This window comes from Aquabacterium olei, from assembly GCF_003100395.1.
In the GTDB taxonomy this organism is placed as follows: Bacteria; Pseudomonadota; Gammaproteobacteria; order Burkholderiales; family Burkholderiaceae_C; genus Aquabacterium; species Aquabacterium olei.
In genome coordinates this window covers 3,038,202-3,061,016 of record NZ_CP029210.1, presented here as the reverse complement: position 1 = coordinate 3,061,016, position 22,815 = coordinate 3,038,202, and the positions used below count along the sequence as shown (strand labels likewise).

At 68.4% G+C, this 22,815-nt stretch carries 17 protein-coding genes and 1 tRNA gene; 4 read left to right on the top strand and 14 right to left on the bottom strand.

Annotated features, from left to right (window positions below; all coding sequences use genetic code 11):
* Window positions 1-43 precede the first annotated feature (43 nt).
* The 7 genes from DEH84_RS13720 to DEH84_RS13690 form a co-directional block, all read right to left on the bottom strand.
* Entirely contained in the window at window positions 44-448 is a 405-nt protein-coding gene (locus DEH84_RS13720) for a YkgJ family cysteine cluster protein (protein ID WP_109037358.1), read from the bottom strand.
* A gap of 80 nt (window positions 449-528) precedes the next feature.
* A tRNA-Phe gene (locus DEH84_RS13715) sits at window positions 529-604 on the bottom strand.
* A gap of 65 nt (window positions 605-669) precedes the next feature.
* The gene (locus DEH84_RS13710) at window positions 670-1,458 is read right to left on the bottom strand and encodes a response regulator (RefSeq protein WP_109037357.1); all 789 of its coding nucleotides are present in this window, start codon (window positions 1,456-1,458) and stop codon (window positions 670-672) included.
* Window positions 1,459-1,495: 37 nt separating this feature from the next.
* Window positions 1,496-3,820 carry a sensor histidine kinase gene (locus DEH84_RS13705; RefSeq protein WP_109037356.1) on the bottom strand — a complete coding sequence of 775 codons (2,325 nt, stop codon included), beginning with the start codon at window positions 3,818-3,820 and terminating at the stop codon, window positions 1,496-1,498.
* Window positions 3,821-3,830: 10 nt separating this feature from the next.
* Window positions 3,831-4,421 (bottom strand): DUF4390 domain-containing protein, encoded by a 591-nt coding sequence (locus DEH84_RS13700; protein ID WP_109037355.1) that lies wholly within the window; start codon window positions 4,419-4,421, stop codon window positions 3,831-3,833.
* A complete protein-coding gene (rsmB, locus tag DEH84_RS13695; protein ID WP_109037354.1) occupies window positions 4,421-5,821 on the bottom strand; it encodes a 16S rRNA (cytosine(967)-C(5))-methyltransferase RsmB in 1,401 nt (466 codons plus the stop codon). Before rsmB ends, DEH84_RS13700 begins: the two co-directional genes overlap by 1 nt.
* Before the next feature lie 48 nt (window positions 5,822-5,869).
* Window positions 5,870-6,730: a GNAT family N-acetyltransferase gene (locus tag DEH84_RS13690; RefSeq protein ID WP_109038400.1), complete on the bottom strand. Its 861-nt coding sequence runs from the start codon at window positions 6,728-6,730 to the stop codon at window positions 5,870-5,872.
* A 172-nt stretch (window positions 6,731-6,902) separates the two neighbouring features.
* Here DEH84_RS13690 and ptsP point away from each other — a divergent pair, with 172 nt between their 5' ends.
* Window positions 6,903-8,693, top strand: a complete 1,791-nt coding sequence (ptsP, locus tag DEH84_RS13685) for a phosphoenolpyruvate--protein phosphotransferase (RefSeq protein ID WP_109037353.1) — start codon at window positions 6,903-6,905, stop codon at window positions 8,691-8,693.
* A 15-nt stretch (window positions 8,694-8,708) separates the two neighbouring features.
* Here the strand turns inward: ptsP and DEH84_RS13680 are convergent, their stop codons facing one another.
* Window positions 8,709-10,658, bottom strand: coding sequence for an ATP-binding cassette domain-containing protein (locus DEH84_RS13680; RefSeq protein ID WP_109038399.1), 1,950 nt, complete (start codon window positions 10,656-10,658; stop codon window positions 8,709-8,711).
* Between the two features lie 90 nt (window positions 10,659-10,748).
* Between DEH84_RS13680 and DEH84_RS13675 the strand changes: the two genes are divergently transcribed.
* A complete protein-coding gene (locus DEH84_RS13675) occupies window positions 10,749-12,695 on the top strand; it encodes a sensor histidine kinase (RefSeq protein WP_159098965.1) in 1,947 nt (648 codons plus the stop codon).
* Window positions 12,692-13,438 (top strand): response regulator, encoded by a 747-nt coding sequence (locus DEH84_RS13670; RefSeq protein WP_109037351.1) that lies wholly within the window; start codon window positions 12,692-12,694, stop codon window positions 13,436-13,438. The genes DEH84_RS13675 and DEH84_RS13670 overlap by 4 nt, the downstream gene beginning before the upstream one ends.
* A 15-nt stretch (window positions 13,439-13,453) precedes the next feature.
* Here the strand turns inward: DEH84_RS13670 and gshB are convergent, their stop codons facing one another.
* The 6 genes from gshB to DEH84_RS13640 all read right to left on the bottom strand — a co-directional run bounded on the left by gshB (window position 13,454) and on the right by DEH84_RS13640 (window position 20,969).
* Window positions 13,454-14,401 carry a glutathione synthase gene (gene gshB, locus DEH84_RS13665; RefSeq protein ID WP_109037350.1) on the bottom strand — a complete coding sequence of 316 codons (948 nt, stop codon included), beginning with the start codon at window positions 14,399-14,401 and terminating at the stop codon, window positions 13,454-13,456.
* Window positions 14,398-15,576: a benzoate/H(+) symporter BenE family transporter gene (locus DEH84_RS13660; RefSeq protein ID WP_245932592.1), complete on the bottom strand. Its 1,179-nt coding sequence runs from the start codon at window positions 15,574-15,576 to the stop codon at window positions 14,398-14,400. The genes gshB and DEH84_RS13660 overlap by 4 nt, the downstream gene beginning before the upstream one ends.
* 29 nt (window positions 15,577-15,605) lie before the next feature.
* On the bottom strand, window positions 15,606-17,492 hold the full coding sequence (locus tag DEH84_RS13655; protein ID WP_109037349.1) for a potassium transporter Kup: 1,887 nt from the start codon (window positions 17,490-17,492) through the stop codon (window positions 15,606-15,608).
* An 82-nt stretch (window positions 17,493-17,574) separates the two neighbouring features.
* Complete coding sequence (gshA, locus tag DEH84_RS13650) at window positions 17,575-18,870, bottom strand: glutamate--cysteine ligase (RefSeq protein WP_109037348.1); 1,296 nt, start codon at window positions 18,868-18,870, stop codon at window positions 17,575-17,577.
* Between the two features lie 153 nt (window positions 18,871-19,023).
* Window positions 19,024-20,562, bottom strand: a complete 1,539-nt coding sequence (locus DEH84_RS13645) for an ammonium transporter (RefSeq protein ID WP_109037347.1) — start codon at window positions 20,560-20,562, stop codon at window positions 19,024-19,026.
* 68 nt (window positions 20,563-20,630) lie between these two features.
* Window positions 20,631-20,969: a P-II family nitrogen regulator gene (locus DEH84_RS13640; protein WP_109037346.1), complete on the bottom strand. Its 339-nt coding sequence runs from the start codon at window positions 20,967-20,969 to the stop codon at window positions 20,631-20,633.
* A gap of 288 nt (window positions 20,970-21,257) precedes the next feature.
* Here DEH84_RS13640 and DEH84_RS13635 point away from each other — a divergent pair, with 288 nt between their 5' ends.
* A complete protein-coding gene (locus DEH84_RS13635) occupies window positions 21,258-22,802 on the top strand; it encodes a YifB family Mg chelatase-like AAA ATPase (RefSeq protein WP_109037345.1) in 1,545 nt (514 codons plus the stop codon).
* The last annotated feature ends 13 nt before the right edge of the window (window positions 22,803-22,815 follow it).

Below are 22,815 nucleotides of genomic sequence, written 5' to 3'. Positions count from 1 at the left end.
TTGTTCGGTGGTGGCGGTGCCCGTTGTGCGGCACGCTCGCGACTCAGCGGCGTTCCTGCCGAGGCCCGTAAGGGCAGAACCCCGGTCGAGGGCCGACCTGCGGGTGTTTGCGGCACGTGGCGGGGCGCTGCTCGTACACCGTACAGCGCCGCGTGCTGGCATCCAGGAAGCGGCAGTCGCCATCGGCGCGTCGTGCGAGCGTGTAGATCTCGCTCTTGTGGTGATAGCGCTCGGCAATGCCGGCCTTGATGAGGCGCTTGCTGATCTGCCGTGCTTCCTCATGTTCGGCTTCGAACGGGTCCACGAGCCCCAGCCGGACCAGATCCGGCAGCTTCACTTCCACCGGCATCGTGCAGCAGTTGGCCATGCACGTGTCGCACAGGCCGTTGCGATGGCGGCTCCAGGTCTCGATGCGGTCGACGTCGACGATGTGGATCGAGGATCTCATGGCGTGTGGTGCGCGCAACAGACGAGGGCCGCGCACAAAGCAAAACGCCCACTCGTGAGAGCGGGCGTTTGCGATTGTCTTGGTGGCCTGGGGCGGAATCGAACCACCGACACGCGGATTTTCAATCCGCTGCTCTACCAACTGAGCTACCAGGCCTCTGGGTTTCCCCTTCGGTTTTCGCTGTCTGCGAAGCAGTGATCAGCGAAGACCTAGACTATACATCAATTTGCGGCGGTTTTCTTGCTGCGGCCCAAATCGACGCCCAGCTGTTTCAATTTTCGATACAGGTGGGTGCGCTCCAGGCCGGTCTTCTCGGCGACACGGGTCATGCTGCCGCCTTCACGGGCCAGGTGGAACTCGAAGTACGCGCGCTCGAAGTCGTCGCGGGCTTCGCGCAGTGGGCGGTCGAGCTCGAAGCTCTGTTCGTGCTGCGGGCCGGTGTGCACGGGTGTGCTGACGATGGGAGCGTGGCTCATGCCGTAGCTCACCGGGGCGCGGTGCGGTTCGACGTGGCCCACCAGTTCGCTGCGGATCGGCGAGATGGTGGCGGGGCTGTTGCTCACCGCGGCGTACGAGGGGGCGGCGGTGATCGGCGTGACGGTGGCCAGGTGCACCGGTGGGGTCGCAACCACGGCGGGGCGCGGGGCCGGTTTGGTCAGGCCCTGTTCCACTGCGCGCAGCAGCTTCTGCATGGTGATGGGCTTCTCGAGGAAGGCCATCGCGCCGAACTTGGTGGCTTCCACAGCGGTGTCGATCGTGCCGTGGCCGGACATCATGATGACGGGCATCGTGAGTTGGCCGCCAGCCGACCATTCCTTGAGCAGCGTGACACCGTCGACATCGGGCATCCAGATGTCGAGCAGGATCAGGTCCGGCTTGCACTGTTCGCGCATCACGCGCGCCTTCGCGGCGTTCTCCGCCACTTCGACAGAGTGACCTTCGTCGGTCAGGATCTCTGACAGGAGGGCACGGATGCCCAGTTCGTCGTCAACAACAAGAATGGTGGCCATGAATGTGGAAGTGCACCGGGTATCGGGAAAACAACGCTCAGTGTCCCCGATCCGCGGTTGATTTGGATGACAGCTGTGAAAATGATAGCGAAACTTGTGCCCCGCTCCCGGGAACACCCCCTGCGGGATAGCCCGCAGCAGCGGTCACATCCCCCTGGGATTCGCCCACATTGCGCACTTTGACCAGGGCGCCGTGCTCGTCGGCGATCTTCTTGACCACCGCCAGCCCCAGGCCCGTGCCCTTGGATTTGGTCGTGATGTAGGGCTCGAAGGCGCGCTTGAGGATGTGAGGGGCGAAACCGGGGCCATTGTCGCGCACGATGAGGCGCACCGCGCGAATGCCACCATCGGCGTGGCGGGGGGCGTCGGTGCGCACCAGCACGGTGGGCTGGCCGTGCTCGGGCGGGCGCTCTTCCAGGGCATCGAAGGCGTTCTGCACCAGGTTGTGCACCACCTGCCGCAGCAGCGTTGCGTCACCCTGAATCAACGGCAGATCCGGGGCCAGCGTCACCTGCAGGCGGCCCTGCTCGACCGCATGGCCGTACAGCGCGGTCACATCCTGCACCAGCGCATTGAGGTCGAGCGGTTGCAGGCGGGCCGAGGGCAGGCGGGCGTAGTCGCGGAACTCGTTGATCAGCGTCTTGAGTGCCTGCACCTGGTTGACGATGGTGTCGACCGAGCGGCGCAGCAGGCTGCGCTCCGGCTCACCGGCGAGCTTGTCCTCCAGCTTGAGTTGCAGGCGCTCGGCCGAGAGCTGGATCGGCGTCAGCGGGTTCTTGATCTCGTGGGCCACGCGGCGGGCCACCTGACTCCAGGCCTCGGCGCGCTGGGCCGACACGACCTCGGTGAGGTCGTCGAACACGATGAGGGTTTCCTGGCGGGGCAGTTCGGCGCCGCGCACCAGCAGGGTCAGGGCCTCGGGGTAGTTCGGCAGTTTCAGCTCGTACGCTTCCTGCCATTGCTGGCGTTCGCCCGGCGTGGGGTCGTTGGCGTGCAGGTCGAAGCGGGCTTTCAGCGTCTGGGCGAAGTCTTCCAGGCCGGTCACATCCGACAGCGGGCGGCCGCGGTAGGCCGACAGCGGGAGACGCAGGATCCGCGTGGCGCCCGGGTTGACGGTCTCGATGTGGCCATCGGCGTCGAACACGATGACGCCCGCGCTGAGGTTGTCGAGAATGGTCTGCAGGTGGGCGCGGGCCGATTCGAGGTCGGCGACACTGCGGTCAGCCAGGGTGCGGGCGTCGGCGAGCTGCTGTGTCATGGCGGCGAACGAGCGGGTCAGGCCGCCGAGTTCGTCGCCCGAGGTGAAGATGGGCTTGGGGCGCAGGTCGCCGCGGGCCACTTCGCCCACGCCTTCGGCCAGCAGCAGCAGCGGCCGGGCGAGCTGCTGCCCGAGGATGGCCGCCAGCAGGAAGGCCCCGAACACGGCCAGGATGAGGGCGAGCGTCAGGGTGCCGATGTACATGCGGCGCAGCCCTTCACGGCCGAGGGAGCGCTGCTGGTACTCGCGGTAGGCCGCCTGCACGTCGAGCGCGTTGCGCACCAGGTCGGCTGGCAGCTTGAGCGTGACCATCAGGAAGTGCCCCTTGGCCTGCAGGCTGAAGCTGCGGTCAGGCATCCAGGCCAGGGCAACGAGGCGGGGGCTCACTTCGTCGCGGGCCTCATCGACAGGAGGCGGGGCGGTGCCGTGGTCCGTGCCGTCGTCCAGCCCTTCCACCATGGCCGTGACCCCGCGGTTGCGGGCATCCTGCCGCCAGGTGAGCGGCAGGCGCTCGGCGGCGAGGATGCGCGATGCGCGGCCGCCGGCGGAATGGACGGCCAGCCCGCCTTCGTTGAGCAGCGTCACGGTGTCGGCGCCCATCTGTTCGCGCACCCGTTCGAGCTCCAGCAGACCGGGGTTGTCCGACAGGCGGTCGGCGGCCACGCGGGTCTGCTTGGCGGTGTCGCGCGTGAGGGTGTCGAGCGTGCTGCGACCGAGGTTGAGACCGGCCTCCAGCGCACCTTCCACCCGCACGTCGAACCAGGTCTCGATGCTGCGTGAGACGAACTGGTAGGACACCGTGTAGATCAGCAGGCCGGGCAACAGCCCCACGAGCCCGAAGATGCCGGCGAGTTTGAGCAGCAGCCGGCTGCCGAACTTGCGGGCGCGCAGCCGCAGTGCAAGGCGGCCCAGGGCCAGCAGGATGACCACGCCGAGCAGCGCGGCCACGGTGACGTTGGTCCAGAAGAGCCAGGTGAAATGCGGCTCGAGCCGCTCGCTGTTCTGGGTGGCGAAGACGAGCAGGAAGGCGAGGATCAGGCCGGTGGCCGTCATGGCGACACCGGAGACGATCCACGCCCAGCGGTTGGGCTTGATCGGGCTCATGAGGGGGGCATCAGACCGGCGGCACCGGCACGCGGCGCTCGACGGACACGTTCCAGTTCGGCTGGCCGCCGAGGCCGATCTGCAGGGGGCGTGGCAGCTCGTTGGGGTCCAGCATGAAGCGGAAGGCGACCTCGTAGTCCTGTTCGTCGGCGTAGGCAATGGGCTCTGCGATGCGCCAGCGGTTCGTGCGGCGCAGTGCGTCCAGCGCGTCGCCGAGCTGGTTGTACTGGCGACTCAGGCCATCGAAGTTCACGCGCCAGTGCCGGGTGAGCGGCTGGTAGGCCAGGCGCCAGCGGCGCACGGCCCGGGCGCGGGTCTGGTCGAGCCAATACCAGCGCGGGCGCAGCAGTTCGGCGCGTGCCACGAAGGTGACCGCCACGCCCTTGCCGAGCGCCGACTCGATGTCGTCCGGGAGGTCGAAGCGCACGTCGTAGCTGAGCAGCAGGCCTTCATCGGCCCGCTGTACCGCCAGTCGGTTGAGCACCAGGCCGGCTTGCGGAGCAGCCTCGGCCAGCGCCGCACGCCCCGCGACCGCCATCGGCATGGCGAGCAGGGCGGAGGCACTGCGGTGCAGCATCTCTCGGCGGCGCATCTGGGGCATCACGCACCTGGAGGTGTTCGGGTCAACAAGGCGTAGAAGAAGCCGTCGCCGCGGTCGGCATGGCCAGGGTCAAGGTATTCGACCACAGGCAGCAGGTGGCCGGGGGAGGGCAGAACGCGGGCGTCCGGCGTGCGTTGCAAAAACGCGTCGACCCGATCCTGACCCTCCATGCGGAAGACCGAGCAGGTGCAGTACAGCAGATGACCGCCCGGGCGCAGCAGGGGCCACAGGGCGTCGAGGATGGCGTCCTGCGTGCGGGCCAGCGCGGCGATGTCCGATTCGCGACGCAGCCAGCGCACGTCCGGATGGCGGCGCACGATGCCGGAGGCACTGCAGGGCGCGTCCAGCAGGATGGCATCGAAGGGCTGGCCGTCCCACCAGCCGGCGGGCTGGCTGGCGTCGGCGGCCAGGGTGCGGGCGCGCAGGCCCAGGCGCTCCAGCGTGTCGTTGACACGGGTCAGACGCTCCGGGTCGGCGTCCAGCGCGGTCACGTCCAGGTCGGCCAGTTCCAGCAGATGGGCGGTCTTGCCGCCCGGTGCGGCGCAGGCGTCGAGCACCCGGGCGCCCGCAGGCAAGGGCCGGCCGCCGGCATGCACCAGCAGCGGTGTGGCCATCTGGGCGGCGGTGTCCTGCACGGACACATCGCCCGCATCGAAGCCGGGCAGGCGCTGCACCGGCACCCCGTGCGGCAGGACGATGGGAGAGGGCGCGCCGGGTACCTCGGCAGCCGGTGGCGGGGCGTCGGCTGGCAGCAGGCCGGCTTCCACCAGGCGCGCGCGGTAGGCCGCCACGCTGCCATGCCGGGTGTTCACCCGCAGCGTCATGGGAGGCTGTTCCTGGTTGGCCATGAGGATGGCCTGCCAGTGCTCGGGCCAGTCCTTCTGCAGCCGCTTGATCCACCAGGCCGGGTGGTTGAAGCGCGCGAGCGGGTCTTCTTCCAGTTCGGCCAGCAGGGCTTCCTGTTCACGCAGGAAACGGCGCAGCACGGCGTTGACAAAGCCGCTGGCCGCCTTGGTGCGGCGCTTGGCCGCTTCCACGGCCTGGTCGACCAGGGTGTGGCCGGCGTATTCCGGGCCGCTGGCCAGGGCCAGGGCCGACAGCAGCAGGGCATCCACCCACGGCGCGGGTGCCTTGGGCACGAGCTTGTTGCGCAGCGCCTGCGCCAGGCCCAGCCGGCGGAGCACCGCAAACGACAGGGCCTGCACGCCCGGACGCTGCGCGGCCGGCTGCCCGGCCAGCACGTCGGTGAGCGAGCGGCCCTCACGCACCGCGGCCACGGCCTCGGCGCACCCGGTCAGCAGCTGCCACAGCGGCAGGCTGCCGCTCGGTGGCGCAGCGTGCGGCCCGGAGGCCGGGGTGGATCGGGGCGGGGTACGGCGAGGCGGAGGCTGTTGGCGCATGGCGCGCAGTCTATGCGCTGCCGTGGCCGCGGGCGGGTCAGGATGGCGTCAGGCGCCCAGGAAATGCCGGCGGTAGCGCGATGGCAGATCGGCGATGCGCATCAGCATGGGCAGGTCGGCGGTGTGGAAGTCGGGGTCCCACGCCGGGGCGCCGAGCACCTTGGCGCCCACGCGCAGGTAGCCCTTGATCAGCGCGGGCGGCTCGACCTGCAGGTGGCGGTCCAGTTCGTCGACTGGCAGCGGCAGGCGGGGGCGCACTTGCAGGTCGATCGGGGCGAGGTGTGTGTGGCGCAGCTGCTCCCACAGGCTGGCGGCCACGTGGCCGCCGTCGCGCATGCTGATGCTGGCGCAGCCCACCATGGTGTCGAGCTCGTTGCGCACCATGAACTCGGCCAGGGCCCCCCACAGCGCCATGATGGCGCCGCCGTGGCGGTGATCCGGGTGCACGCACGAGCGGCCCAGCTCGACCATGCGGCTGCGCATCGGGCGCAGGCGGGTCAGGTCGAATTCGGTCTCGCTGTACAGGCCGCCCACGCGGCGGGCTGCATCGGGCGTCAGCACGCGGTAGGTGCCGATCACGTCGCCAGGCTCGCCATCCGTGCCCATCAGGCGCACCAGCAAATGCTCGCAGTACGGGTCGAACAGGTCGATGTCGTGACCGGGCGGGCTGCCGGCGGGCACATTCAGGCGCGCGCCCATTTCATCCGCGAAGACACGGTACCTCAGTCGTTGAGCGGCGCGAACATCTTCTTCAGAGCTTGCCCAAACGACCGCCAGGCCGGCGCGGCTGGCCGCGTCTTCACCGTGCGCTGCGCCCGGATGAAGTGACCTCCGGGCGGCACGGGTCTCGGCCGACAGGCGGGTGGACAGGTCTGCCATCGGCAGCGTGGGCAGAGGCAGGTCACGCATGGTCATCTCCAGGGGCTTCGTGGACATGAGCCTCGACTGTGGGCAGGTGGGGTGACGTGCCCATGAACCTGGCGTGACAGTTGCATGACGCACCGGCCATCCGGCCGTGATGGGTGTCAACCCTGAGGCCGCACACCCCGGGTACGGGGGTGCCCACTGTTACGATCAAGCCATGAGCATCCAGATCTTCGGCCTGCCGGTGTCACGCGGCGTGGCCATCGGCCGCGCCGTGCTGGTGGCGTCCAGCCGGGTGGACGTGCCGCACGTCTTCATCGACCCCACCCTGATCGAATCGGAGGTGGGGCGGCTGCTGAGCGCGCGCGACGTGGTGGCCACCGAGTTCGAGGTGCTCAAGCGCGATCTGCCTGCCGATGCGCCGGCGGAACTGGCGGCGCTGCTCGATGTGCACCTGATGCTGGTGCAGGATGAGGCCCTGGTGGGCGCGTCTGCAGACTGGATCCGCGAGCGCCACTACAACGCGGAGTGGGCGGTGTCCGCGCAGCTGGAGGTGCTGGCGCGCCAGTTCGACGAGATGGACGACCCGTACATCCGCGAACGCAAGGCCGACCTGGAGCAGGTGGTGGAGCGCCTGCTGCGCAGCCTGAGCAAGGGCAAGCCGTCGGCCGTGCCGGATGGGGGCGAGCACCGCGATTTCGGGGGCGACGAACCGCTGGTGCTGGTGGCCAGCGACATCGCACCGGCCGACATGCTGAACTTCAAGCGCAGCGTGTTCAAGGGCTTCGTGACCGACGTGGGAGGCAAGACCTCGCACACGGCCATCGTGGCGCGCAGCATGGACATCCCGGCCGTCGTGGGCGCCCGCCAGGCCAGCCACCTCATCCGTCAGGACGACTGCATCATCATCGATGGCGATGCCGGGCTGGTCATCGTCGACCCGTCGCCCATCGTGCTGGAGGAATACCGCTTCCGGCAGCGTCAGAGCGAGCTGGAGCGCGGGCGGCTGGCCCGGCTGCGGCACACGCCGGCGGTCACGCTCGATGGTGAGCGCGTCGAGCTGCTGGCCAACATCGAGATGCCGGAAGACGCCCCGGCCGCACTGGAAGCTGGCTCGGTGGGCGTCGGGCTGTTTCGCTCCGAGTTCCTGTTCATGAACCGCGGTGGCAACCTGCCCGATGAAGAGGAGCAGTACGACGCCTACCGCCGTGCCGTCGAGTCGATGAAGGGCCTGCCCGTCACGATCCGCACGGTCGACATCGGCGCCGACAAGCCGCTCGATGGCCTGTCGGCGGCCGAGCTGCGACATGAATCGGTGCTGAACCCGGCGCTCGGCCTGCGGGCCATCCGCTGGAGCCTGTCCGAGCCGAGCATGTTCCGTCGACAGCTGCGGGCGCTGTACCGCGCGGCGGTGCACGGGCCGGTGAAGATCTTGATTCCGATGCTGGCTAGCCAGCGCGAGATCACGCAGACCATGGAGCACATCGCCCACGCGAAGCGCCAGTTGACCGAGGCTGGCCGCTCCTTCGGCGAGGTGCAACTCGGGGCCATGATCGAGGTGCCCGCCGCGGCCCTGACCCTGCCGCTGTTCCTCAAGCACTTCGACTTCCTGTCGATCGGCACGAACGACCTGATCCAGTACACGCTGGCGATCGACCGCGCCGACGAGGCCGTGGCCCATCTGTACGACGCGTGGCACCCTGCGGTCCTGCAACTCGTGGCCAACACCATCACCCAGGCCCGTGCCGCGGGCAAAGGCGTGAGTGTGTGCGGCGAAATGGCGGGCGATCCGGCCTTCACCGAGCTGCTGCTGGCCATGGGGTTGCGCAGCTTCTCGATGCACCCCACGCAGGTGGCGTCGGTCAAGCAGCGTGTGCTGCGGGCCGACACGCGCCGCCTGGCGCCTCTCCTTGATCAGGTCCTCTACAGCGAAGACCCGGAAGCCGCCTGCGAAAGCCTGTTGTCGCAGACAAACGGCGGGGCCTCGCCGGTGGCGCGTCGCGCCTGACCCGCTAAGCCGCGATCAGCGCTGGCCCAGCGTTTCCCAGCGTTCCAGCAACGCCAGCAGCGCCTCGTCGATCTCCTCGACGCGGGCATGCAGGGCCGCCACGTTCGCGCCTTCCTTGCTGTAGACATCCGGGTCGGCGAGCTGCTTGTTCAGTTCGGCCTGTTCGGTCTCGAGTGCCTCGATGCGGGCGGGCAGTTCGTCCAGCTCACGCTGCTCCTTGTAGCTCAGCTTGCGTTTCGGCTGGGCCACCACGGCGGCTGCCGGCGCCGCGGCGGGCGCGGTGTCGGCGGCCACGCTCACCGGTGTGCGCGTGTCGGCTTCCGGCGTCTGCTTGACGGCGGCGGCAATGGCGGCTGCCCCCGGCTTGCCGGCCGCAATGGCCTGCGCGCGGCGCGACTGGATCAGCCAGTCTTCGACGCCACCTTCGTATTCGCGCCAGTGGCCGTTGCCCTCGGCCACCAGGGTCGAGGTGACCACGTTGTCCAGGAAGCGCCGGTCATGGCTGACCAGGAAGACGGTGCCCGGGTACTCGGCCAGCAGGTCTTCGAGCAGGTCGAGCGTGTCGATGTCAAGGTCGTTGGTGGGTTCGTCGAGCACCAGCACGTTGCTGGGCTTGGCGAACAGGCGCGCCAGCAGCAGGCGGTTGCGCTCCCCGCCGCTGAGCGTGCGCACGGGCGAGTTGGCGCGCGCCGGCGAGAACAGAAAGTCCTGCAGATAGCCCATCACGTGCTTGCGCGAGCCGTTGATCTCGATCCACTCGCTGCCCGGGCTGATGAAGTCGGCCAGCGTGGCGTCGAGGTCGAGGTGATCACGCATCTGGTCGAAGTACGCCACCGCGAGGTTGGCGCCTTGCTTCACGGTGCCGCTGTCGGGCGCCAGTTCGCCCAGGATCATCTTCAGCAGCGTGGTCTTGCCCGCGCCGTTGGAGCCGACCAGGCCCACCTTGTCGCCCCGCAGGATGGTGCCCGTGAACCCCTTGACGATGGTGCGGCCGCCGTAGGCCTTGGAGACGTCTTCGAGTTCCGCCACGATCTTGCCGCTGCGGTCGCCCTGCGAGACCTCGAGCTTGACGCGGCCCACCACATCACGGCGCGACGAGCGCGCGGCACGCAGGCCTTCCAGGCGCTTGATGCGCGCCACCGAGCGCGTGCGGCGGGCTTCCACGCCCTTGCGGATCCACACCTCCTCCTGCGCCAGCAGCTTGTCGAAGCGGGCGTTGGCGACAGCCTCGTCGGCCAGTTCCTGCTCCTTCAGCGTCTGGTAGGCAGCGAAGTTGCCGGGGTAGCTGCGCAGCTGGCCGCGGTCGAGCTCGACGATGCGGGTGCACACGTTGTCCAGGAAGGCGCGGTCGTGGGAGATCAGCAGGATGCTGCCCTTGAAGTCCTTGAGCAGGTCCTCCAGCCACGTGATGGCATCCAGGTCCAGGTGGTTGGTGGGCTCGTCAAGGAAGAGCACATCGGGGCTGGCCACCAGGGCGCGGGCCAGGGCGACGCGCTTCTTCATGCCGCCCGAGAGGCTCGCAATCGGGAGGTCGGCCGAGAGGTTCAGGCGCTGCAGGGTTTCTTCGACGCGCTGCTCCCAGTTCCAGCCGTTGCGGGCCTCGATCTGGGTCATGAGCGATTCCATGTCGTCGGCATCGCCTTCGCCGTGCGTGATCGCCTCGAAGCGTTCGCGCAGCGCGCGAATGTCGCCCAGGCCTTCGCTCACCGTGCTCTCCACGGTGGCGTCGTCGGCGAATGCCGGCTCCTGCGGCACGTAGGCCAGCTCGACGCCTTTTTGCACCTGCAGCTGGCCGTCGTCGGGCTTCTCCAGCCCGGCGAGGATCTTCAGCAGCGAGGACTTGCCGGTGCCATTGCGGCCAATCAGCCCGACGCGTTCGCCGGTTTCGAGCGAGAACGAGGCATGGTCGAGGAGGGCGACGTGGCCGAAAGCGAGTTGAGCCTGGCTCAGGGTGAGGACGGCCATGGTGGCGGGCAGCAAGCAAAAGCGGAAAAGCTGCATTGTCGCCCCAAGCAGGGGGCAGACCCGTGCAGATCGGCGCGAGACAATGGCGCGATGTCTGGCTTGTTGCTCCGGGCGCGCACCGGCGTCGGTCTGTTGGGGTGGATGGTGGTGTGGGTCTTGTGGTCGGTGTGGCCCGTGTCGGGCGCGCGCGCGGCCAGCGACGCCGTGGCCGTGCGGAGCGTGCCGCTGCACGGTGAAATGCTGCACCACCTGCACGAGGCCTGCGTGCTGATCGGCGCCCGGGGTGCCGATGGCGTGCCGCCCCCTGACGGACCCTGGTTGCACACGCACCTGCCGCACCGCTGGATGGACACCCATCCGGGTCACACCGGCTCGATGTGGTATCGCTTCCGGGTCGATCTGGCGGGCGTGCCCAAAGGGCCATGGGCCGTCTACCTGCCCCGCGTCTCGATGAACGGGCAGGTGTGGATCAACGGTGTGGCCTTGCCGTTCTCGGGCTCGATGACCGAGCCCGTGACGCGGAACTGGTACGTCCCGCTGCTCTTCACGGTGCCGTCCACCTTGTGGCGCGACGGCGCCAACGTCATCGACGTGCGGGTGGCCAGTGGTCATGCTGCCCGTGAGGGGCTGGCGCCCATTGCGGTGGGCCCGCTGGAGCAGGTCATGCAGCCCTACCGCTGGCGCCGCTGGATCCAGGTCGATCTGATGAACTTCATCCACACGGCCCTCATCACCAGCGGCCTGCTGATGGGGCTCGGCTGGTGGCGCGATCGCAGCCAGGGCGCCGTGGCCTACATGGGTCTGGCAGCCTTCACCTGGGGCCTGTCGACGCTGTTGATGATCCGGCCCGAGCCGCTGAGCGACCCGTCCTTCTGGGAAGGCCTGCGGTCCACGCTCACGCACTGGTATCAGCTGGCGCTGTGCGCCTTCTTCTTTCGCATTGCAGACTGCCCGCCGCGCTGGCTGGCGCGCGTGTTCGGGGCACTCATGCTGCTGGTCGCCGGCTACCACGCCACGGCGGCCGACTTCGTCCGCACGGCGTATGTCTATGGGGCCACTTACCTCATTGCGCTGGTCGGCATGGGGCTCGCCATCTCGCACGTGATCCGCACGCGACGGCCGGATGGCGGCTGGCTGGTGCTGGGCTGTGCGGTGCTGGTCCCCGCGGCCTTCCACGACATGCTGATCGTGACCGGCGCGCTGCCCTTCGATGCGGTCTACCTGATGGGCATCTTCGGCCCGGTGCTGATCGCGTGCAACTTCGTGGTGCTGGCCGGCGACCAGGGGCGATCGCGGGCGGCGCTGCACGAGCTCAACCGCACGCTCGCCACCCGTGTCGCCGAGCGCGAGGCCGCCCTGCGTGACAGCTTCGCCCGGCTGTCTGCGCTCGAGAAGGCGCAGGCCGCCACCGCCGAGCGTGCGCGCATCGTGCAGGACATGCACGATGGCGTGGGTGCGCACCTGACTTCGGCGCTGCGGCAGCTTCAGGCCCCCGGTGCGCGGCCCCCGGACATCGGGCTCGTGACCCAGACGCTGCGTGATTCGCTGGCCCAGCTCAAGCTCACGATCGATGCGATGTCGCTCGCGCCGGGCGATGTGGCGGGGCTGCTGGCCAGCTGGCGGTACCGACTCGCGCCGCGCCTCGAGGCCGCCGGCATCACGTTGCGCTGGGACGTGGCGCCTTTGCCCGCCTGGCCCGACGGCAGCCCGCCCGCCCTGCGACAGCTTCAATACATCCTGTACGAGGCGCTGTCCAACGTGCTGCAGCACGCACATGCCACGCAACTGGTGCTGGCTGCGCGCGCCTTGCCCGATGCCATCGAGGTCACCCTCATAGACAACGGTGGCGGCTGGGATCCCGGCGCCGCGCCCCGTGGGCAGGGCATTGTCGGCATGCTGGGCCGCGCCAGTCAGATCGGCGTGGCGCTGCACTTCGACACCCCGCGGGACGGCGGCCTCGCCGTGCGGCTCGTGCTGCCGCTGGCTGCGTCTGCGCCCGGCCCGGGCTCTGCAGTCGGTATATCCTCGTCCACATGAACCGCGACGCCCCCTGGGACGTGGTGCTGGTCGAGGACAATCAGCTGACCCGTCAGTTCCTCGAGCAGTCCATCGATGCCCATCCCGCCTTGCACCTGCGCGCCAGCTTCGGCACGCTGGCGCCGGCCGCGGCGTGGTTCGAACACCGGGGGGCCGACTTGTTGCTGGTCGACCTGGGGCTGCCGGATGGCAGTGGCCTGAGCCTGCTGCGCCAGGTGCACCAGCGCTGGCCCGCGTGCGACATGCTGGTCGTGTCGATGTTCGGGGATGAGGCCAACGTGGTGGCCAGCATCGAAGCCGGTGCGGTGGGCTATGTGCACAAGGACGACGAGGCGGCCGACATTGCGGCCACGCTGCTGGCCGTCAAGCAGGGCGCCTCCCCGATTTCGCCGATGATCGCGCGCCACTTGCTCAAACGACTGCGCCCGGTTCCCGATTCCGGGCGGATCGCCGAACCGGACCGCGCCGCGCCCGTGCCGCTCATGGCCACGGCGATGCCGTCGGAGGCGGCCGACGTGCCCGCGCCGGTCAGCCTGAGCCGTCGCGAACAGGAAGTGCTCGAGTTCATCGCCCGTGGCTATGCCTACGCCGAGATCGCGCGCGAGCAGGGCATCACCGTGCACTCGGTGCAGACCTACATCAAGAAGCTGTATGCCAAGCTCGCCGTCCACTCGCGCAGCGAGGCCGTGTACGAAGCGAGCCGGCTCGGGCTGCTCGACGTGTTCGGCCGGCCGCGGGGCTGAACACGCCTTGAACCGTCAGCCCTTCAGGCGGGCTTCCAGCGCATCGATGAAGCGCGCCGCCACATCCCACCCGGTCTGCTGCGTGATCTCCTGGAAGCAGGTCGGGCTCGTCACGTTGATCTCGGTGAGACGGTCGCCGATGATGTCCAGGCCCACGAGCAACAGGCCACGTGCCGCCAGGATGGGGCCGAGGTGGCGGGCAATCGTCAGATCCGACTCGCTCAGGGGCTGAGCCACCCCTTTGCCGCCCGCGGCCAGGTTGCCCCGGACCTCGCCCCCCTGCGGGATGCGCGCCAGCGCGTAGGGCACCGGCTCGCCATCGATGACCAGCACCCGCTTGTCGCCCTCGCTGATGGCCGGCAGGAACTTCTGCACCATGATGGTCTGCGTGCCATTGCGCGTGAGGGTTTCGGCCACGCTGCCGAGGTTCAGCCCGTCGTCCTTCACACGGAAGATGCCCGCGCCGCCCATGCCGTCCAGCGGCTTGAGGATCACGTCACGGTGCTGCGCGTGGAAGGCGCGCACGGTCTCGATGTCGCGCGTGACCAGCGTGGGCGCAATGAACTGCGGGTAGGCCATGATGGCCAGCTTCTCGGGGTGCTCGCGCAGCGCCTGCGGGCTGTTGAACACGCGGGCGCCTTCGCGCTCCGCCTGGCTCAGCAGGTGGGTGGCGTACAGGTACTCGGCGTCGAAGGGCGGGTCCTTGCGCATCAGCACGGCGTCGGCGTCGGCCAGCGCCACCACGGCCATTTCTTCGACGGTGTACCAGTCGTCGGCATCGCCGGTCAGCGTGATGCGGGCGGCCTCGGCCTGCACCCGGCCGTCGCGTTGCCACACGATTTGCGGCGGCTCGCAGGCCCAGAGTTCATGGCCCCGCGCAGCGCCCTCACGCATCATCGCGAAGGTGCTGTCCTTGTAGGTCTTGAAGGTGTCGAGCGGGTCGACAACGAAAAGCAGCTTCATGGTGTCTCGGTCGGTTCGGTGGGATGTCGGAAGTGTTCCACGAACAGCGTCAACGCGCCGGCGACCAGGCCCCAGAAGGCCGATCCGATGCCCAGCAGCGTCACGCCCGACAGTGTCACAAGAAAAGTGATGATGGCCGCCTCGCGGTAGCGCACGTCGTGCAGCGCGTTGGCCAGGCCATTGGCGATGGTGCCCAGCAGGGCCAGGCCCGCCACCGAGATCACCAGGGCCTGCGGAAACGCCGCCAGGAGCCCGGCCACGGCCCCACCCAGCAGGGCCATGAGGATGTAGAACACGCCGGCGTAGACGGCCGCGGTGTAGCGGCGGGCCGGCTCGGGGTGGGCGTGCGGGCTCAGCACGATGGCGGCGGTGATGGCCGCCAGGTTGAACGTGTAGCCGCCGAACGGGGCGAGCACCAGCGTCAGCACGCCCGACCAGCTCATCAGCGGTGACACCGGGGACGGGTAGCCCGCCACGCGGAGGGCGGAAATGCCCGGCACCGCCTGCGAGGCCATGGTGACGATGAACAGCGGCAGACCCATGCCCACCACGGCGTGCCACGAGAACGCCGGCATCACGAACACCGGGCTGGCCAGATTCAGATTGAGCTGGGACGCATCCAGCTGCCCGCGCACGCCCGCCACCGCCATGCCCACACCCAGGACGAAGATCACCGCATAGCGCGGCATCCAGCGCTTGCCCAGCAGGTAGGCCACGAGCATGGTGATGACCAGCAGCGGCTCGCCGGAAGCCGCCGAGAAGGACTGCAGCGCAAAGCGCGCCAGAATGCCCGCCAGCAGCGCCGAAGCCAGCGCGACGGGGATGCGGTCCATCATCCGCTCGAACACGCGCGTTGCCCCGCACAGCCACATCAGCAGCCCGCACACCAGGAAGGCACCGGTCGCCTCGGCCAGGCTCACGCCCGTTGACGCGGTGGCGATCACGGCCGCGCCGGGGGTTGACCAGGTCACCAGCACGGGTGCGCGCAGCCACAGCGACAGGCCGATGCTGCCCACGCCCATGCCCACACCCAGGGCCAGCACCCACGAGCTGAGCTGGTCGGGCGTGGCGCCCAGCAGCCGGGCCGCCTGGAACACCAGCGCAATGGTGCTGGTGAAGGCCACCAGCGTGGCCACGAAGCCCGCCGACACCGACGAGAGCGCCGAGTCGCGCACCAGGCGCGACAGGAGGCTGGGCGACGCGTTCAGAGCTCGACCTTCGAACCCAGCTCGACCACGCGGTTGGCCGGCAGGCTGAGGAAGTCGGCCACGCCCGACGCGTTGCGGTGCATGCTCGCAAACAGCTTCTCGCGCCACGGCGCCATGCCACCGCCGATGGTCGGGATCACGATGTCACGCGACAGGAAGTAGCTGGTTTCCATGTCGTCGATGTGGACGCCGTGCTGGCGCACCAGCTTGAGCGCTTCCGGCACGTCCGGTTCGTTCTTGAAACCGAAGTGCAGCATGATCTGCCAGCAGCTGTTGCCCAGCGATTCGATCTCGACGCGCTGGTCGAAGCCGATCCACGGCACCTCGTGCGACTTCACCGTCACGAACAGGTTCTGCTTGTGCAGCACCTTGTTGTGCTTCAGGTTGTGCAGCAGGGCGTTTGGCGTGGTGCCTGCGTCGGCATTGAGAAAGACGGCCGTGCCTTCCACACGCTGCGGCGGGCTGGAGAACACGGCCTCCAGGAAGGGCAGCAGGTCGATCGAGTCCGAACGCAGGCGCTCGCTGAGCAGCGCCCGCCCATCCCGCCAGGTCATCATCAGGCTGAACATCACCACGCCGATCAGCAGTGGGAACCAGCCGCCATCCACGACCTTGATCACGTTCGCACTGAAGAACATGATGTCGATCACGAAGAAGATGCCGGTGGCGCCGATGCACAGCGCCAGCGGCAGCTTCCAGGCAAAACGGATCACGAAGAAGGTCATCACCGTGGTGATCAGCATGTCGATCGTGACGGTGATGCCGTAGGCCGCGGCCAGCTTGCTGCTCGAGCCAAAGAAGATCACGGCCAGCACGATGCAGCCGTACAGCGTCCAGTTCACGAAGGGGATGTAGATCTGGCCCGTCTCGTTGACCGAGGTGTGCAGGATGCGCAGACGCGGCAGGTAGCCCAGCTGGATCACCTGCTTGGTGACCGAGAAGGCGGCCGAAATCAGGGCCTGCGACGCGATCACGGTGGCGCAGGTGGCCAGGCCCACCAGCGGGTACAGCGCCCAGTGCGGCGCCATCTCGAAGAAGGGGTTTTCGACGTTCTCGGGATGGGCCAGCAGCATGGCGCCCTGGCCAAAGTAGTTCAGCGTCAGCGCGGGCAGCACCAGGCTGAACCACGCCAGCCGGATGGGCTTCTTGCCGAAGTGGCCCATGTCGGCATACAGCGCCTCGGCGCCGGTGGCGCACAGGATCACCGAGCCCAGCGCCACGAAGGCCATGCCCGGGTGGGTGAAGACGAACAACAGGGCGTGATGCGGGCTGAGCGCGGCCAGCACCGCTGGATTGCCGACGATGTGCATGACCCCCAGCACCGCCAGCACGATGAACCACAGTGCCGTGATGGGGCCGAAGAACTTGCCGATGCCGCCGGTGCCGTGCTTCTGGACCATGAACAGGCCCGTGAGCACCACGAGCGTGACCGGCACGACGAAGCGCTCCAGCGCGGGCGCGGCCACCTCCATGCCCTCCACCGCCGACAGCACCGACACGGCGGGGGTGATCACCCCGTCACCGAAGAAGATGGCCGTGCCGAAGATGCCGATGCCCAGCAGCTTGGCGCGCAGCGCCGGCCGGTCGGCCACCGCGGTGGAGGCCAGGGCCAGCATGGCAATCAGGCCGCCTTCGCCGTTGTTGTCGGCCCGCAGGATCAGCGTCACGTACTTCAGCGAGACGATCACCATCAGCGTCCAGAAGATCATCGACAGGATGCCGTAGATGTTTTCGGGCGTGAGCGGCACGTGGCCGTGCGCGAACACCTCCTTGAGGGCATACAGGGGACTGGTGCCGATGTCGCCGTAGACGATGCCGATGGCACCGAGGGTCAGGCCGGCGAGCTGTTTGCCGCTGAGGGCGGCGTTGGGGCTGTGTTGCACGTGGAGACGAACGCGTTGCGACAGATGGGCATTTTGCCCGTGTTCCGCCTCTGCGCGCGCGCTCCGAAATGGTGCAGTGGGGTCAGGCGTAGACCTCGGCGTTCGGGTCCGTGGCCTCGAGCTCGTAGGCGGCAGCCAGCATGGCGAGGCGCGCGATCACGCCATACATGTAGAAGCGGTTCGGGGCGCTCACGCCCGGCTTCACGCCCGGGCGGGGCAGGTGGGCCGGCTCAGCAAAGGCCAGCGGCACGAAGCTCGAGCCCGGCGCGTTGAGGTTTTCGTCGATGCCCCGCTCGGCGTGCACGCGGTAGAACCCGCCCACCACGTAGCGGTCGATCATGTAGACCACCGGCTCGGCCACGGCGTCATTCAGGCGCTCGTACGTGGGCACGCCTTCCTGGATGATGACGCGCGTCACCTCCTGCCCATCCTTCACCACCGACATCTTGTTGCGCGTGCGGCGGTTCAGGTCGACCAGCTCCTTGGCGTCCCGCACGGTCATGATGCCCATGCCGTAGGTGCCGTTGTCGGCCTTGACGATGACAAAGGGCTTCTCGTTGATGCCGTATTCCTTGTACTTGCGGCGAACCTTGTTGAGCATGGCGTCAACCTGGGCCTGCAGGGCGTCCAGCCCGGCGCCTTCCTGGAAGTTCACGCCCTCGCACACCGCATACATCGGGTTGATCAGCCACGGGTCCATCCCCAGGAGCTTGGCGAACTTCTTGGCCACTTCCTCGTAGGCACTGAAGTGCTGGCTCTTGCGGCGCACCGCCCACCCGGCATGCAGCGGCGGCAGCAGGTACTGCTCGTGCAGGTTCTCCAGCACGGGCGGGATGCCGGCCGACAGGTCGTTGTTGACAAGGATCGTGCACGGATCGAAGTGCTTGAGCCCCAGGCGGCGCTTGGTGCGCACCAGCGGCTCCAGCGTCAGCGTCGAGCCATCCGGCAGGGGCAGCTCGGTCGGTTCGGTGATGGTTTCGTCCAGCGTGCCGAGCCGCACATTGAGGCCGGCCGAGCCGAAGATCTGCATCAAGCGGGCCACGTTCGCCAGGTAGAAGGTGTTGCGCGTGTGCTTCTCAGGAATCAGCAGCAGGTTCTTGGCTTCGGGGCAGATCTTCTCGATTGCGGCCATGGCGGCCTGCACGGCCAGCGGGATCATCTCCGCCGTGAGGTTGTTGAAGCCGCCCGGATACAGGTTGGTGTCCACCGGCGCCAGCTTGAAGCCCGCATTGCGCAGGTCCACCGAGGTGTAGAACGGCGGCGTGTGCTCCATCCACTCCAGCCGGAACCAGCGCTCAATGGCCGGCATGGACTCGAGCATGCGCTGCTCCAGTTCGTTGATCGGGCCGGTCAGTGCGGTGATGAGGTGAGGAACCATGGCGGAGGCAGGCGGGAGTCTGTGGACACCGGATCATTCTAGGAACATCCGCATGTGGGGGCACATCGGCCAAAAAAAAGGGGCCGCCCGAAGGCAGCCCCGTTGACAGCGGGTCCGGCGGCGGGGCGGGGCCCCGTCCGGATTCCGGGTCGATCACTTGTGATAGGCCGTCTCGCCGTGCGAGGTGATGTCCAGGCCTTCGCGCTCTTCCTCTTCCGGCACGCGCAGACCGATCACCACGTCGACGATCTTGTAGGCGATCAGCGAGACCACACCCGACCACACGATGGTGATCAGCACGCCCTTGAGCTGGATCCAGACCTGGCTGGCGATCGAGTAGGCGTCGCCCGTCACCATCGAGACCGTGACCCAGTCGGACACCACCGAGGGGCCGCCCAGGTTGGGCGAGTTGAACACGCCGGTCAGCAGGGCACCCAGGATGCCGCCCACACCGTGCACGCCGAACACGTCCAGCGAGTCGTCGGCACCCAGGATCTTCTTCAGACCCGACACGCCCCACAGGCAGACGAAGCCAGACAGCAGACCGATGATCAGCGCACCACCGATGCCGACGTTGCCGGCAGCCGGGGTGATCGCCACGAGGCCGGCGACGGCGCCCGAAGCGGCACCCAGCATCGAAGCCTTGCCCTTCAGCAGGCCTTCGCCCAGACACCAGGCCAGCACGGCAGCGGCGGTGGCGGCAAAGGTGTTGATGAAGGCCAGGGCAGCGAAGCCGTTGGCTTCCAGAGCCGAGCCGGCGTTGAAGCCGAACCAGCCCACCCACAGCAGCGAGGCACCGACCATGGTCAGCGTCAGCGAGTGCGGGGTGAAGGCTTCCTTGCCGTAGCCGATGCGCTTGCCGACCATGTAGGAACCGACCAGGCCCGCCACGGCAGCGTTGATGTGCACCACCGTGCCGCCGGCAAAGTCCAGCGCGCCGTGTTGCCAGATCAGACCGGCCTTGCCGTTCATGGCTTCCACCACGTCAGCCGAGGTGTAGGCGTCCGGGCCCATCCAGAACCAGACCATGTGCGCGATCGGGGCGTAGCTGAAGGTGAACCACAGCACCATGAACAGCAGCACGGCCGAGAACTTGATGCGCTCGGCAAAGGCGCCGACGATCAGGCAGCAGGTGATGCCGGCGAAGGTGGCCTGGAAGGCGGCGAACACGATCTCGGGGATCACCACGCCCTTGCTGAAAGTGGCGGCGTTGGCAAAGGTGCCCGCGGCGTTGTCCCACACGCCCTTCATCATCAGGCGATCCAGGCCGCCGATGAAGGCGTTGCCCTCGGTGAAGGCCAGGCTGTAGCCATAGATGAACCACAGCACGACGATCATCGAGAACGTGACCATCACCTGCATCAGCACGGACAGCATGTTCTTGCTGCGCACCAGGCCGCCGTAGAACAGGGCCAGACCGGGCACGGTCATCAGGATCACCAGCAGCGTGGAGACCATCATCCAGGTCACGTCGCCCTTGTTGGGGACGGGCGCAGCGGCTGCAGCTTCGGCGGGCGCGGAGGCAGCTTCAGCGGCCAGAGGGGCGGCCTCGGGTGCAGAAGCCGGGGCGGCCGCAGCCTCGGTGGCGGTGGCGGCGACGGGGGCTGGCGCGGCAGCATCCTGGGCGTGCGACACGCCCAGCAGGCCGAAGGCGGCGAGCCCCAGTGCGATGGACGCAATGAGCTTTCTCATGAAATGCCTCTCAGGTACTCAAAGGAGGAGGGGGAGGACACACACCGGGCGGTGCGGCCAACGCGGAATCAGAGCGCGTCCTTGCCGGTTTCGCCGGTTCGGATGCGGATGACCTGCTCGAGATCGGTCACGAAGATCTTGCCGTCACCGATCTTGCCGGTGCGGGCGGACGATTCGATCGCTTCGATCACGCGGTCGAGGATGGCTTCGTCGACGGCGGCCTCGATCTTGACCTTGGGCAGGAAGTCGACCACGTACTCTGCACCGCGGTACAGCTCGGTGTGGCCCTTCTGGCGGCCGAATCCCTTGACTTCGGTCACGGTGATGCCCTGCACGCCGATGGCTGACAGGGCCTCACGCACTTCATCAAGCTTGAAGGGCTTGACGATGGCGGTCACCATTTTCATGGTTGGTTCTCCGGTGGTTGGCTGAATTGGACGGGTGCGTAACTGCACGATCTGTGCCAGTGCTCCAAAACGGGGAACGGCCGCGGGGCCCCGGGGCGCGTTCGCACCGGGATGGCGGGCGCAGCGGCCTCGCGCACCATAACAAGGCGAGCGGGACGTTCGTGGCTGTCATGGAAGGCGCGGGGCACAACATTGGTGCGTCAGGGGGCGCCTCGCTCTCCAGGGGGACAGCCAGACACCGGGTCGATGACGACAATCTCGCTCCATCGTCCTTCTTCCCTGTTCCCGATGTCGCTTGCCTTGGTCCGTAGCCGCGCCCTGGATGGGTTGCGCGCACCTGAAATCACCGTCGAGGTGCATCTGGCCAACGGGCTGCCGGCTTTCACGCTGGTCGGCCTGGCAGACACGGAGGTCAAGGAGGCCCGAGAACGGGTGCGTGCCGCGCTGGCCAACTGCGGGCTGGATTTCCCCTTCAACAAGCGCATCACGGTCAACCTCGCGCCGGCCGACCTGCCCAAGGAGTCGGGGCGTTTCGACCTGCCCATCGCCATCGGCATCCTGACCGCCATGGGGCAGCTGGATGCCGAGCGCGTGGCCGCGTTCGAGTTCGCCGGCGAGTTGTCGCTGGGCGGTGAACTGCGGCCCGTGCGCGGCGCGCTGCCCATGGCGCTGGCCCTGCACCGCGCGGCCTTGCAGGCCGGTGAGCGGCCACCACGCGCGCTGGTCCTGCCCGCCTCGAGTGCCCGCGAGGCGGCGCTGGTGAACGGTGCCCCGCTGTATGGGGCGGCCCATCTGATGGACGTCGTCAACGCCTTGCGCGTGGAGGGGGCCGAGCCGGGCGGTCTGGTTCGCATGGTGACCGAGGGCGGCTTGGCCCCTTCCGCCATCGGGCAGCCCGATCTGCGCGACGTCAAGGGCCAGAGCGCCGCCAAGCGCGCGCTGGAGGTGGCGGCGGCGGGGCGCCATTCGCTCTTGATGGTTGGCCCACCCGGCACAGGCAAGTCCATGCTGGCGCAGCGTTTTCCGGGCTTGCTGCCGCCGCTGGATCAGGATGAGGCGCTGGAGTCGGCGGCGGTGCTGAGCCTGGCGGGCCATTTCGATCCATCACGCTGGATGCAGCGTGTGATGCGCAGCCCGCACCACAGCGCGTCGGCCGTCGCCATGGTCGGAGGCGGATCCCCGCCGCGGCCGGGGGAGATCTCGCTGGCCCACCACGGGCTGCTGTTTCTCGATGAACTGCCGGAGTTTCCGCGGGCGGCGCTCGAGGCGCTGCGCGAGCCCCTGGAGACCGGGCACATCACGATCTCGCGCGCCGTGCGGCGGCACGACTTCCCGGCGCGCTTTCAGCTGTTGGCCGCCATGAACCCCTGTCCTTGCGGGCACTTCGGCAACCCGCTGAAGAGCTGCCGGTGCACGCCCGAACAGGTCACGCGATACCAGTCCCGGCTGAGCGGGCCGCTGCTCGACCGCATCGACGTGCAGGTGGACGTGCCCATGGTGGCGCCGGAGGTGCTGGCCCGCAGTCCGGACGGCGAAAGCACGGCCGAAGTGGCCGAGCGGGTGGCCGCCGCCCGGGCGCGCCAGCTCGGCCGGCAGGGCGTGCTCAATGCCAGCCTGGAAGGGGCCGCCCTGACCGAGCACGCCCGCGTGCACGCCGACGCCATGGCCTTTCTGCAGACGGCTTGCGGGCGCCTGGGCTGGTCCGGCCGGGCTTTCCACCGTGTGCTGCGGCTGGCACGCACGATCGCCGACCTCGGTGGCGCGGCCGACGTGCTCACCGCCCATGTGGCCGAGGCGATTCAGTACCGGCGCGTGCTGCAGGTCGCTTCCTGATCCGCGTCAGACG

Bases quoted from the DNA above. Each gene is read 5' to 3' on its own strand.
- gshB (WP_109037350.1), bottom strand. From the start codon at position 14,401: ATGAAGCTGCTTTTCGTTGTCGACCCGCTCGACACCTTCAAGACCTAC.
- DEH84_RS13680 (WP_109038399.1), bottom strand. From the start codon at position 10,658: ATGGCCGTCCTCACCCTGAGCCAGGCTCAACTCGCTTTCGGCCACGTC.
- DEH84_RS13710 (WP_109037357.1), bottom strand. From the start codon at position 1,458: ATGGCCACCATTCTTGTTGTTGACGACGAACTGGGCATCCGTGCCCTC.
- DEH84_RS13720 (WP_109037358.1), bottom strand. From the start codon at position 448: ATGAGATCCTCGATCCACATCGTCGACGTCGACCGCATCGAGACCTGG.
- ptsP (WP_109037353.1), top strand. From the start codon at position 6,903: ATGAGCATCCAGATCTTCGGCCTGCCGGTGTCACGCGGCGTGGCCATC.
- DEH84_RS13675 (WP_159098965.1), top strand. From the start codon at position 10,749: ATGTCTGGCTTGTTGCTCCGGGCGCGCACCGGCGTCGGTCTGTTGGGG.
- DEH84_RS13670 (WP_109037351.1), top strand. From the start codon at position 12,692: ATGAACCGCGACGCCCCCTGGGACGTGGTGCTGGTCGAGGACAATCAG.
- DEH84_RS13700 (WP_109037355.1), bottom strand. From the start codon at position 4,421: ATGCCCCAGATGCGCCGCCGAGAGATGCTGCACCGCAGTGCCTCCGCC.
- DEH84_RS13640 (WP_109037346.1), bottom strand. From the start codon at position 20,969: ATGAAAATGGTGACCGCCATCGTCAAGCCCTTCAAGCTTGATGAAGTG.
- DEH84_RS13690 (WP_109038400.1), bottom strand. From the start codon at position 6,730: ATGCGTGACCTGCCTCTGCCCACGCTGCCGATGGCAGACCTGTCCACC.
- gshA (WP_109037348.1), bottom strand. From the start codon at position 18,870: ATGGTTCCTCACCTCATCACCGCACTGACCGGCCCGATCAACGAACTG.
- DEH84_RS13635 (WP_109037345.1), top strand. From the start codon at position 21,258: ATGTCGCTTGCCTTGGTCCGTAGCCGCGCCCTGGATGGGTTGCGCGCA.
- DEH84_RS13705 (WP_109037356.1), bottom strand. From the start codon at position 3,820: ATGAGCCCGATCAAGCCCAACCGCTGGGCGTGGATCGTCTCCGGTGTC.
- rsmB (WP_109037354.1), bottom strand. From the start codon at position 5,821: ATGCGCCAACAGCCTCCGCCTCGCCGTACCCCGCCCCGATCCACCCCG.
- DEH84_RS13645 (WP_109037347.1), bottom strand. From the start codon at position 20,562: ATGAGAAAGCTCATTGCGTCCATCGCACTGGGGCTCGCCGCCTTCGGC.